Here is an 11517-nt window from a genome sequence, read left to right as displayed (position 1 = left end):
TCGCGCAGAAGCGCGTCGAGAATGGTGTCGCTGATCTGGTCAGCGATCTTGTCGGGGTGGCCCTCGGTCACGGACTCCGAGGTGAACAGGCGACGGGACACAACGCTCCCTGTGGTTGCAGCGGCTGCTGGCTGATCATTTTCTGTCGGCACGAGGGCTGCGCCTGATGCCGACCTGGAACAGTTTATCGGTCGCACTCGCCCGATGGGCCACAGTCTCACCTCTCGGGAGTGCTGTGACCTGCGGCACGGGCATTCTGCCCAATGCCCGGTGGCGTTGACCAGGGTCGCCACACGCGAATCGAGAGGTGATCGAGAAATGCTCGCGCACGCCCCCAGCGGGCGTCCGCGGGGGCGCGCCGGGGCTCAGTGCAGGCGCTCGGCGACCAGGTCCCACACGGTGTCGGCCAGGGCTTCCTTGGGCCCGTGCGGCACGGCGGTCTCGCTGCCGTCGGCGCCCAGCACGACGGCCTCGTTCTCCTCGGAGCCGAACGTCCTGCGCTCCCCCACCTCATTGACGACGAGCAGGTCACAGCCCTTGCGGGCGAGTTTGGTGCGGCCGTTCGCGAGGACGTCGTCGGTCTCGGCGGCGAAGCCGACGACCACCTGCCCCGGCCGGGCACGATCGGCGGAAATCTCCGCAAGAATGTCCGGATTCCGTAGGAGGACGATCGGCTCGGGCTCCTGGCCGTCCTTCTTCTTGATCTTCCCGGCGGCGTAGACGGCCGGGCGGAAGTCCGCGACGGCGGCGGCCATGACGACCGCGTCGGCGTCCGCCGCCGCCTTCACGACGGCCTCGCGCAGCTGGACCGCCGTACCGACCGGGACGACGTCCACGCCCGCGGGGTCGGGCAGGCCGGTGTTGGCCGCGATCAGCGTGACACGGGCGCCGCGGGCGGCGGCGGTGCGGGCGAGGGCGTAGCCCTGCTTGCCGGAGGAGCGGTTGCCGAGGAAGCGGACCGGGTCGAGGGGCTCGCGGGTGCCGCCGGCCGACACGACCACGTGGCGGCCCTTCAGGTCGGGCTCGGTGGCGCCCCGGGCCAGCACCCGGCGGCAGACCTCGAAGATCTCGGCCGGGTCGGGCAGCCGGCCCTTGCCGGTGTCGACGCCGGTGAGCCGGCCGACGGCGGGCTCGATGACGACGGCGCCGCGGCGGCGCAGCGTGGCCACGTTCTCCTGGGTGGCCGGGTGCTCCCACATCTCGGTGTGCATGGCGGGCGCGAAGACGACCGGACAGCGGGCGGTCAGGAGCGTGTTGGTCAGCAGGTCGTCGGCGAGGCCGTGGGCTGCCTTGGCCAGCGTGTCGGCCGTGGCGGGCGCGACGACGACGAGGTCGGCGCCCTGGCCGATGCGGACGTGCGGGACCTCGTGGACGTCGTCCCAGACCTCCGTCGAGACGGGGTTGCCCGACAGCGCGGACCAGGTGGCGGCGCCGACGAAGTGCAGCGCCGAGCCGGTGGGGACGACGCGTACGTCGTGACCCGACTCCGTCAGTCTGCGCAGCAGCTCACAGGCCTTGTACGCGGCGATTCCGCCACTGACCCCCAGAACGACCTTCGGCTTGTCCACCGTCTCTCCCCGGCTCGGAACCTACGGGACCATCACACACCACAGGCCCGGCAGCATGCCTGCCGGGCCTGTGGATAAGTCAACTGCGATCTGAAAGTACTACTGCGCGGGGCCCTCGATGGCCTCGGACGTCAGCAGACCCGCGTTGATCTCACGCAGGGCGATCGAGAGCGGCTTCTCGTGCACGTGGGTGTCGACGAGCGGGCCGACGTACTCCAGCAGGCCCTCGCCGAGCTGGGAGTAGTACGCGTTGATCTGACGGGCGCGCTTGGCGGCGTAGATCACGAGGCTGTACTTCGAGTCGGTGGCCTCAAGCAACTCGTCGATCGGCGGGTTGATGATGCCCTCGGGCGCGGTGATGGAAGAGGACACGCTCTACCTTCCGAAAGAGGGAAAAAGATCGAGAACGATCACACAACGTCCATCAAGGCTAGCAGCTCGCGCGCCACGTCCTCGACGGAGGTGTTGACCAAGGTCATGTCGAACTCCGGCTCGGCCGCCAACTCGGTCCTGGCCGCCTCCAGGCGGCGCTCGATGACCTCGGGCGACTCGGTGCCCCGGCCGGTCAGCCTGCGCACGAGCTCCTCCCAGGAGGGAGGAGCCAGGAACACCAGTCGGGCGTCGGACATCGACTCCCGGACCTGCCGGGCGCCCTGGAGGTCGATCTCCAGCAGAACGGGCTCGCCGTTCTCCAGGCGCTCCAGCACAGCCGCGCGCGGCGTGCCGTAGCGGTTCCCGGCGAACTCGGCCCACTCCAGCAGCTCACCGTTGGCGATCAGCTTGTCCATCTCCTCGTCGGTGACGAAGAAGTAGTGGACTCCGTGCCGCTCCCCGGGGCGGGGCTTGCGGGTGGTGGCCGACACCGAGAGCCAGACCTCGGGGTGTTCCTTGCGCATATGGGCGACGACCGTGCTCTTGCCGACCCCCGAGGGGCCGGAGAGCACGGTCAGCCGCGGACGTTCACTCATGCAGCGATTATTCCAGCAATCCCGGGGTGCCCGGGACGCCCGGTCTGCTCCCCGTGGACCGGGGAGCAGGACTCAGGAGCCGGTGCTGCCGAACTCACGCTCCAGGGAGGCGATCTGGTTGGAACCGAGACCCCGCACGCGGCGGCTCTCGGAGATGCCCAGACGCTCCATGATCTGCTTGGCGCGGACCTTGCCCACGCCGGGCAGCGACTCGAGCAGCGCGGAGACCTTCATCTTGCCGATGACGTCGTTCTCCTGGCCCTGCTTGATGACCTCGTGCAGGGAGGCGCCGGAGTGCTTGAGTCGATTCTTGACCTCGGCCCGCTCCCGGCGAGCCGCGGCGGCCTTTTCGAGCGCGGCTGCGCGCTGTTCAGGGGTAAGGGGCGGAAGAGCCACGCCTACGTCACCTCGGATGTCGAACTGTCGGATACGGACCGGTGAGGAACCTAGTCGCCCCACACCTGGGGAGCCACGAGCAACACGCTGCCCGTTCTCCCCCACTGTCTTGAGGGCGCGGGAGGTGCCCCCACTGCTCGGAGACTAGCGGGCAAGTCCGCCAGAGTCAGCGAGAACAGCGGAAAAGTCCTGGTCAGCCTCCGCCAGGACGGACATTTCAGACATAATGCCCCCGATTTGAGGATGTATTCACACTCAAGTCGCCGACCTGCCGCCTGCCCGGACATACATCGGAGGGCTCAGGAACCTGCGACGACGGCCTGAATCTCCTCGGCGAAACGCTCCGCGGCCGCGCGCACCGCCGCCGTGTCGGGACCGTGACGCAGAACACCCCGGCTCACGTTCGGCACGACGTTGCGCAGCGCCGAGCCGAAGACCTTCGGAAGGTCGGCCGCCGTCGCCCCCTGCGCGCCGACGCCGGGCGCCAGCAGCGGGCCGTTGATCGCGAGGTCGTACGACGACAGGTCGCCGACCGTCGCGCCGACGACGGCGCCGAAGGAGCCCAGCGGCTCCTCCCCGGCGTTCTCGGCGGCCAGGTGGGCCAGCATGGTCGCCCCCACGCTGCGGCCGTCGGCACGCACCGCGTGCTGCACCTCGGGGCCCTCCGGGTTCGAGGTCAGCGCCAGCACGAACAGGCCGGCGCCGCTCTCGCGGGCGAGGGCCACGGCCGGGCTGAGCGAGCCGTAGCCGAGGTACGGCGAGACCGTCAGGGCGTCGGAGAACAGCGGGGCGTCCTGGTGCAGGTACGCCTCCGCGTACCCGGCCATGGTGGAACCGATGTCGCCGCGCTTGGCGTCCATCACGACGAGCGTGCCGGCCGCGCGCGCCTCCCGGACGACCGTCTCCAGGACGGCGACGCCGCGCGAGCCGAAGCGCTCGAAGAAGGCGCTCTGCGGCTTCATCACGGCGACCCGGTCGGCCACGGCCTCGACGACCGTGCGGCTGAACCGCTCCAGACCGGCCACGTCGTCGTCCAGACCCCACCCGGCGAGCAGCGAGGCGTGCGGGTCGATGCCGACGCACAGCGGGCCGCGCTCGTCCATGACGCGGCGCAGCCGGGCGCCGAAGGGCTCCATCGAGGTCATGCGGGCTTCCTCACGTCGGCGCCGACCGCGTCGGCGAGGGTGGCGTAGGGGCTGGTGCGCAGGCGCGCCGCGAGGCCCTTGTGGATCGCGCGGGACCAGAAGGGACCCTCGTAGATGAAGGCGCTGTAGCCCTGGACCAGCGTGGCGCCGGCCAGGATCCGCTGCCAGGCGTCCTCGGCGGTCTCGACGCCGCCGACGCCCACCAGGGTGATCCGGTCGCCCACGCGCGCGTACAGGCGGCGCAGGACCTCCAGGGAGCGCTCCTTGAGCGGGGCACCGGACAGGCCGCCGGTCTCCCGCACGAGTGAGGGTGCGGAGCGCAGGCCGAGGCCCTCGCGCGCGATGGTGGTGTTGGTGGCGATGATGCCGTCCAGGCCCAGCTCCACGGCCAGGTCGGCGACGGCGTCGACATCCTCGTCGGCGAGATCGGGGGCGATCTTCACCAGCAGCGGGACGCGGCGGTTCGCGACCGTGCGGTCGGCGGCCGCGCGCACGGCGGTCAGCAGCGGGCGCAGCGACTCGGTGGCCTGGAGGTTGCGCAGGCCGGGCGTGTTCGGCGAGGAGACGTTGACGACCAGGTAGTCGGCGTACGGCGCGAGCCGCTCGGCGGACTTCACGTAGTCGCCGACGGCCTCCGCCTCCGGGACCACCTTGGTCTTGCCGATGTTGACGCCCACGACGGTCCTGAAGACCGGCTCGCGGGTCGCGAGGCGGGCCGCCACGGTCAGGGAACCGTCGTTGTTGAAGCCCATGCGGTTGATGAGCGCGCGGTCCGCGACGAGGCGGAACAGCCGCTTCTTGGGGTTGCCGGGCTGCGGCTCCCCCGTCACCGTGCCGATCTCGACATGGTCGAAGCCCAGCATCGCCATGCCGTCGATCGCGACGGCGTTCTTGTCGAAGCCGGCGGCCAGCCCGAAGGGCCCGTGCATGCGCAGCCCGAAGGCCTCGGTGCGCAGCTCCTTGTGGCGGGGCGCGAGGGCGGCCGCGACGAAGGTGCGCAGCACCGGGATGCGGACGGCGAGGCGGATCCAGCGGAAGGCCATGTGGTGCGCCTGTTCCGGGTCCATCCGCGTGAAGACGAGACTGAAAAAGATCTTGTACATGGTGTCCTCGTGAAGAGGGGGACACCGTTTCCGGTGTCCCCCTCAGGGCTGCTAGTCGCGGGCCGCGGTCAGGTGTTCCGCGTGTTCCTGGAGCGAACGGACGCCCACGTCACCGTGGTTGAGGGCGTCGATGCCCTGGACGGCGGCGGCGAGGGCCTGGACGGTCGTCAGGCACGGCACCGAACGGGCCACCGCCGCCGTACGGATGTCGTAGCCGTCGAGGCGGCCGCCGGTGCCGTACGGGGTGTTGACGATGAGGTCGACCTCGCCGTCGTGGATGAGCTGGACGATGGTCTTCTCGCCGTTCGGGCCGGTGCCCTCGGACTGCTTGCGCACGACCGTGGCGTTGATGCCGTTGCGCTTGAGGACCTCGGCGGTGCCGGAGGTGGCGAGCAACTCGAAGCCGTGCGCGACCAGTTCGCGCGCCGGGAAGATCATCGAGCGCTTGTCGCGGTTGGCGACCGAGATGAACGCGCGGCCCTTGGTGGGCAGCGGGCCGTAGGCGCCGGCCTGGGACTTGGCGTACGCCGTGCCGAAGACCGAGTCGATGCCCATGACCTCACCCGTGGAGCGCATCTCCGGGCCGAGGACGGTGTCGACGCCGCGGCCCTGGATGTCGCGGAAGCGCGACCACGGCATGACGGCCTCCTTGACGGAGATCGGCGCGTCCAGCGGCAGTTCGCCGCCGTCGCCGGTCGCCGGGAGCAGGCCCTCGGCGCGCAGCTCCGCGATCGTCGCGCCCAGCGAGATCCGGGCGGCGGCCTTGGCCAGCGGCACCGCGGTCGCCTTCGAGGTGAAGGGCACGGTGCGCGAGGCGCGCGGGTTGGCCTCCAGCACGTAGAGGATGTCGCCCGCCATCGCGAACTGGATGTTGATCAGGCCGCGCACGCCGACGCCCTTGGCGATGGCCTCCGTCGAGGCCCGCAGGCGCTTGATGTCGTAGCCGCCCAGGGTGATGGGGGGCAGGGCACAGGCCGAGTCGCCGGAGTGGATGCCGGCCTCCTCGATGTGCTCCATGACGCCGCCGAGATACAGCTCCTCGCCGTCGTAGAGGGCGTCGACGTCGATCTCGATCGCGTCGTCCAGGAAGCGGTCGACGAGCACCGGCCGGGAGGGGCTGATCTCGGTCGACTCGGCGATGTAGGACGCGAGGCGGGTCTCGTCGTAGACGATCTCCATGCCCCGGCCGCCGAGGACGTACGAGGGCCGGACGAGCACCGGGTAGCCGATCTCGTCGGCGATGGCCTTGGCGCCCTCGAAGGTGGTGGCCGTGCCGTGCTTCGGGGCGGGCAGGCCCGCCTCGGCGAGGACCCGGCCGAAGGCGCCGCGGTCCTCGGCGGCGTGGATGGCCTCGGGCGAGGTGCCGACGACCGGTACGCCGTTGTCCTTCAGGGCCTGGGCGAGGCCCAGCGGGGTCTGGCCGCCCAGCTGCACGATCACGCCCGCCACCGGGCCGGCCTGCTGCTCGGCGTGGACGATCTCCAGCACGTCTTCCAGCGTCAGCGGCTCGAAGTACAGGCGGTCGGAGGTGTCGTAGTCCGTGGAGACGGTCTCCGGGTTGCAGTTGACCATCACCGTCTCGTAGCCCGCGCCGCTCAGCGCGAAGGAGGCGTGGACGCAGGAGTAGTCGAACTCGATGCCCTGGCCGATGCGGTTCGGGCCGGAGCCCAGGATGATGACGGCCGGCTTCTCGCGGGACGCGACCTCGTTCTCCTCGTCGTAGGAGGAGTAGAAGTACGGCGTCTTCGCCGCGAACTCGGCGGCGCAGGTGTCGACCGTCTTGTAGACCGGGCGGATGCCGAGGGCGTGCCGCACCTCGCGGACAACGTCCTCGCGCAGGCCGCGGATCTCGGCGATCTGCTGGTCGGAGAAGCCGTGCCGCTTGGCCTCGGCCAGCAGCCCGGCGGTCAGCTCGGGGGCCTCGGCGAGCTCGTCCGCGACCTCCTTGATCAGGAAGAGCTGGTCCACGAACCAGGGGTCGATCTTCGTGTACGCGAAGACCTCCTCGGGGGTGGCGCCCGCGCGGATGGCCCGCATGACCGTGTTGATGCGGCCGTCGGTGGGCCGTACGGCCTGTTCGAGGAGGCCGTGCTTGTCGCCGGGCTCGCCGACGAAGGTGAACTGGCTGCCCTTCTTCTCCAGCGAGCGCAGCGCCTTCTGGAAGGCCTCGGTGAAGTTGCGGCCGATGGCCATGGCCTCGCCGACCGACTTCATGGTGGTGGTCAGCGTGGAGTCGGCCTGCGGGAACTTCTCGAACGCGAAGCGCGGGGCCTTGACGACGACATAGTCGAGCGTGGGCTCGAAGGAGGCCGGGGTCTCCTGCGTGATGTCGTTCGGGATCTCGTCCAGCGTGTAGCCGACGGCCAGCTTGGCGGCGATCTTCGCGATCGGGAAGCCGGTGGCCTTGGAAGCGAGGGCGGACGAGCGGGACACGCGCGGGTTCATCTCGATGACGATCACGCGACCGTCCTCGGGGTTCACCGCGAACTGGATGTTGCAGCCGCCGGTGTCGACGCCGACCTCGCGGATGACGGCGATGCCGATGTCCCGCAGGATCTGGTACTCGCGGTCGGTCAGCGTCATCGCGGGCGCGACGGTGATCGAGTCGCCGGTGTGCACGCCCATCGGGTCGAAGTTCTCGATGGAGCAGACGACCACGACGTTGTCGTGCTTGTCCCGCATCAGCTCCAGCTCGTACTCCTTCCAGCCGAGGATGGACTCCTCCAGGAGCACCTCGGTGGTCGGGGAGAGCGTGAGGCCCTGGCCGGCGATGCGGCGCAGCTCCTCCTCGTCGTGCGCGAAGCCGGAACCGGCGCCGCCCATGGTGAAGGACGGGCGGACGACGACCGGGTAGCCGCCGAGGGTCTCGACGCCCTGGAGGACGTCCTCCATGGAGTGGCAGATGACCGAGCGGGCGGACTCGCCGTGGCCGGTCTTGCGCCGGACCTCTTCCACGACGTCCTTGAACAGGTCGCGGTCCTCGCCCTTGTGGATGGCCTCGGGCTTGGCGCCGATCAGCTCAACGCCGTACTTGGTGAGGACACCGTTCTCGTGCAGCGAGATCGCGGTGTTCAGGGCCGTCTGGCCGCCCAGGGTGGGCAGCAGGGCGTCGGGGCGCTCCTTGGCGATGATCTTCTCGACGAACTCCGGGGTGATCGGCTCGACGTACGTCGCGTCGGCGATCTCCGGGTCGGTCATGATCGTCGCCGGGTTGGAGTTGACGAGGATGACGCGCAGGCCCTCGGCCCTGAGCACGCGGCACGCCTGGGTGCCGGAGTAGTCGAACTCGGCGGCCTGGCCGATGACGATCGGGCCGGAGCCGATGACCAGGACGGACTGGATATCGGTGCGCTTAGGCACGCTGGCCCTCCATCAGGGAAACGAAGCGGTCGAACAGGTAGGCGGCGTCGTGCGGGCCCGCTGCCGCTTCGGGGTGGTACTGGACGGAGAAGGCCGGCTGGTCGAGCAGCTGGAGCCCCTCCACGACGTCGTCGTTCAGGCAGACGTGCGAGACCTCGGCGCGGCCGAACTTCGTCTCGCTGACCTGGTCGAGCGGCGCGTCCACGGCGAAGCCGTGGTTGTGCGCAGTGACCTCGACCTTGCCGGTCGTGCGGTCCTGGACCGGCTGGTTGATGCCCCGGTGGCCGTACTTCAGCTTGTAGGTGCCGAAGCCGAGGGCGCGGCCGAGGATCTGGTTGCCGAAGCAGATGCCGAACAGCGGCGTCTTCCGCTCCAGGACGGCGGTCATCAGGGCCACCGGGCCGTCGGCCGTGGCCGGGTCGCCGGGGCCGTTGGAGAAGAACACGCCGTCCGGCTCGACGGCGTAGATGTCGTCGGGCGTGGCGGTGGCGGGCAGGACGTGCACCTCGATGCCGCGCTCGGCCATGCGGTGCGGGGTCATGCCCTTGATGCCGAGGTCGATCGCGGCGACGGTGAACTTCTTCGCACCGACGGCCGGGACGACGTAGGCCTCCTTGGTGGCGACCTCCTCGTACAGGCTCAGGCCCTTCATGCGGGGCTGGGCCTGCACGCGCTCCAGCAGCTCGGCCTCGGGGGCGATCGCCTCGCCGGAGAAGACGCCGGCGCGCATGGAGCCGCGCTCGCGCAGGTGGCGGGTGAGGGCGCGGGTGTCGATCCCGGAGATGCCGACCACGCCCTGGGCGACCAGCTCGTCGTCCAGCGAGCGCTTGGCCCGCCAGTTGGACGGCACGCGCGCGGGGTCGCGCACGACGTAGCCGGAGACCCAGATGCGGCTCGACTCGTCGTCCTCGTCGTTCCAGCCCGTGTTGCCGATCTGCGGGGCGGTCGCGACGACGATCTGGCGGTCGTACGACGGGTCGGTCAGGGTTTCCTGGTAGCCGGTCATGCCGGTGGAGAACACGGCCTCGCCGAAGGTCTCCCCCACGGCCCCGTAGGCGCGGCCGCGGAAGATCCGGCCGTCCTCCAGGACGAGTACGGCGGGAACCTTGGCGGCTCCCCTGGTGGAGGTCGTCATCGTGCGCCTTCCGTGTCGTTGATCATGTGGTTCAGGGTGTCGACCCACTCGGTGTGCTCGGCCGCCTGCTCGGAGCGGAAGCCGGAGTCGATCAGTTTGTCGCCGAGCGCCCAGGTCACCACCAGCAGGCCGCCCTCGGGGAGGACCTTGCCGGCGATGGCCGCCTCCAGCCGGGCCCCGCGCAGTGCGGCGGCGGGGATGAAGAAGTCGTTCGCTCCGGGACGCTCGACCTCCAGGCCCGCCTCGGTCAGGGTCAGCTCGGCCCGGCTGCGGGTGCCCAGGCCGTGGGCCACGATCCGGTCCAGCCACTGCCCCGCGGTGGTGGAGCCGTGGTAGCGGCCGCTCAGCTCAAGTTTCACCGGGCCGGTCTCCTCCGGCGCGCTGGGCGGCTCCGGAAGGTCGCTCTGGAGCGTGCCGCGCCACTTCCAGCCCTCGCGCATCAGCCAGTAGACGAGCGCGATGAACAGGAGGAGTCCGACGAGCCAGCCGATGCGGGCCGGCCAGTCGGTGACGTCGGCCGACTTCCTGGCCTCGGCCAGCAGGATGAGAGGTGTCACGTGAGCTTCCCGTCGACGAGCGTGGCCTTGCCCCGCAGCCACGTGTGCGTCACACGGCCCGGCAGCTCACGCCCCTGGTAGGGGGTGTTGCGGCTGCGCGAGGCGAAGCCCGCGGGGTCCACCTGACCACGGTATTCCGTGTCGACGAGGGTGAGGTTGGCGGGCTCACCGACCGAGACGGGACGGCCGTGCCCGGTGGCCCGTCCGATCTGCGCGGGCTTGACGGACATCCGGTCGGCGACGCCGGCCCAGTCCAGCAGGCCCGTGTCGACCATGGTCTCCTGGACCACTGACAACGCGGTCTCCAGGCCCACCATCCCCATGGCGGCCGCGGCCCACTCGCAGTCCTTGTCCTCGTGCGGGTGGGGGGCGTGGTCGGTGGCGACGATGTCGATCGTGCCGTCGGCCAGGGCCTCGCGCAGGGCGTGCACGTCGCGCTCGGTGCGCAGCGGCGGGTTGACCTTGTAGACGGGGTTGTACGTGCGCACCAGCTCGTCGGTGAGGAGCAGGTGGTGCGGGGTGACCTCGGCGGTGATGTCGATGCCGCGGGACTTGGCCCAGCGGACGATCTCGACGCTGCCGGCGGTCGACAGGTGGCAGATGTGGACGCGGGAGCCGACGTGCTCGGCAAGCAGGACGTCCCGGGCGATGATCGATTCCTCGGCCACCGCGGGCCAGCCCCCGAGCCCCAGCTCGGCGGAGACGACGCCCTCGTTCATCTGGGCGCCCTCGGTCAGCCGCGGCTCCTGCGCGTGCTGGGCGACGACCCCGCCGAAGGCCTTCACGTACTCCAGGGCGCGGCGCATGATCACGGCGTCGTCCACGCACTTGCCGTCGTCGGAGAAGACGGTGACCCCGGCGGCCGACTCGTGCATGGCGCCCAGTTCGGCGAGCTTCCTGCCCTCCAGGCCGACGGTGACGGCGCCGATGGGCTGCACGTCGCAATAGCCGTGCTCCCGGCCGAGCCGGTAGACCTGCTCGACGACACCGGCGGTGTCGGCGACCGGGAAGGTGTTGGCCATGGCGAACACGGCCGTGTAGCCGCCGGAGGCGGCCGCGCGCGTGCCGGTCAGCACGGTCTCGGAGTCCTCGCGGCCGGGCTCGCGCAGGTGGGTGTGCAGGTCGACCAGCCCCGGCAGCAGCACCTTGCCGCCGGCCTCCACGACCTCCGCGCCCTCGGCGGACAGGCCGGTGCCGACCGCCTCGATGACCTCACCGTCGATCAGCACGTCCCGCGGCTCGCCGCCGAGCACCTTCGCACCACGGATCAGGATCTTGCTCATGG

11 protein-coding genes are annotated in these 11517 nt (G+C 70.6%); all 11 read right to left on the bottom strand.

What is annotated here, in order from left to right:
- The coding region (locus tag ACZ4MF_RS33495) for an S-adenosylmethionine synthetase N-terminal domain-containing protein (RefSeq protein ID WP_319318827.1) at window positions 1-101 on the bottom strand (101 nt) is incomplete at its 3' end.
- A gap of 264 nt (window positions 102-365) precedes the next feature.
- On the bottom strand, window positions 366-1568 hold the full coding sequence (gene coaBC, locus ACZ4MF_RS33490) for a bifunctional phosphopantothenoylcysteine decarboxylase/phosphopantothenate--cysteine ligase CoaBC (protein WP_467496005.1): 1203 nt from the start codon (window positions 1566-1568) through the stop codon (window positions 366-368).
- Window positions 1569-1667: 99 nt separating this feature from the next.
- Complete coding sequence (gene rpoZ / locus ACZ4MF_RS33485; protein WP_005319902.1) at window positions 1668-1940, bottom strand: DNA-directed RNA polymerase subunit omega; 273 nt, start codon at window positions 1938-1940, stop codon at window positions 1668-1670.
- Window positions 1941-1978: 38 nt separating this feature from the next.
- Complete coding sequence (gmk, locus tag ACZ4MF_RS33480) at window positions 1979-2536, bottom strand: guanylate kinase (protein WP_356036793.1); 558 nt, start codon at window positions 2534-2536, stop codon at window positions 1979-1981.
- Between the two features lie 72 nt (window positions 2537-2608).
- The gene (locus ACZ4MF_RS33475) at window positions 2609-2932 is read right to left on the bottom strand and encodes an integration host factor (RefSeq protein ID WP_003977346.1); all 324 of its coding nucleotides are present in this window, start codon (window positions 2930-2932) and stop codon (window positions 2609-2611) included.
- A 299-nt stretch (window positions 2933-3231) separates the two neighbouring features.
- On the bottom strand, window positions 3232-4077 hold the full coding sequence (gene pyrF / locus ACZ4MF_RS33470) for an orotidine-5'-phosphate decarboxylase (RefSeq protein WP_467496003.1): 846 nt from the start codon (window positions 4075-4077) through the stop codon (window positions 3232-3234).
- The gene (locus ACZ4MF_RS33465; protein WP_467496001.1) at window positions 4074-5180 is read right to left on the bottom strand and encodes a quinone-dependent dihydroorotate dehydrogenase; all 1107 of its coding nucleotides are present in this window, start codon (window positions 5178-5180) and stop codon (window positions 4074-4076) included. Before ACZ4MF_RS33465 ends, pyrF begins: the two co-directional genes overlap by 4 nt.
- A 51-nt stretch (window positions 5181-5231) precedes the next feature.
- Window positions 5232-8540 carry a carbamoyl-phosphate synthase large subunit gene (gene carB, locus ACZ4MF_RS33460; protein ID WP_467495999.1) on the bottom strand — a complete coding sequence of 1103 codons (3309 nt, stop codon included), beginning with the start codon at window positions 8538-8540 and terminating at the stop codon, window positions 5232-5234.
- Window positions 8533-9675, bottom strand: a complete 1143-nt coding sequence (carA, locus tag ACZ4MF_RS33455; RefSeq protein WP_467495997.1) for a glutamine-hydrolyzing carbamoyl-phosphate synthase small subunit — start codon at window positions 9673-9675, stop codon at window positions 8533-8535. Before carA ends, carB begins: the two co-directional genes overlap by 8 nt.
- Entirely contained in the window at window positions 9672-10232 is a 561-nt protein-coding gene (locus ACZ4MF_RS33450) for a PH-like domain-containing protein (RefSeq protein WP_356036806.1), read from the bottom strand. The genes carA and ACZ4MF_RS33450 overlap by 4 nt, the downstream gene beginning before the upstream one ends.
- Window positions 10229-11515, bottom strand: a complete 1287-nt coding sequence (locus ACZ4MF_RS33445) for a dihydroorotase (protein WP_467495994.1) — start codon at window positions 11513-11515, stop codon at window positions 10229-10231. Before ACZ4MF_RS33445 ends, ACZ4MF_RS33450 begins: the two co-directional genes overlap by 4 nt.
- Between the last annotated feature and the right edge of the window lie 2 nt (window positions 11516-11517).

The organism is Streptomyces sp. NPDC025793 (assembly GCF_055558375.1).
The sequence above is the reverse complement of the archived record's forward strand: the minus strand, read 5'-3'. Positions and strand labels throughout refer to the sequence as shown.

Excerpts from the sequence above, each read along its gene's own strand:
- gmk (WP_356036793.1), bottom strand. The coding sequence starts at position 2,536 with ATGAGTGAACGTCCGCGGCTGACCGTGCTCTCCGGCCCCTCGGGGGTC.
- ACZ4MF_RS33445 (WP_467495994.1), bottom strand. The coding sequence starts at position 11,515 with ATGAGCAAGATCCTGATCCGTGGTGCGAAGGTGCTCGGCGGCGAGCCG.
- carA (WP_467495997.1), bottom strand. The coding sequence starts at position 9,675 with ATGACGACCTCCACCAGGGGAGCCGCCAAGGTTCCCGCCGTACTCGTC.
- ACZ4MF_RS33465 (WP_467496001.1), bottom strand. The coding sequence starts at position 5,180 with ATGTACAAGATCTTTTTCAGTCTCGTCTTCACGCGGATGGACCCGGAA.
- pyrF (WP_467496003.1), bottom strand. The coding sequence starts at position 4,077 with ATGACCTCGATGGAGCCCTTCGGCGCCCGGCTGCGCCGCGTCATGGAC.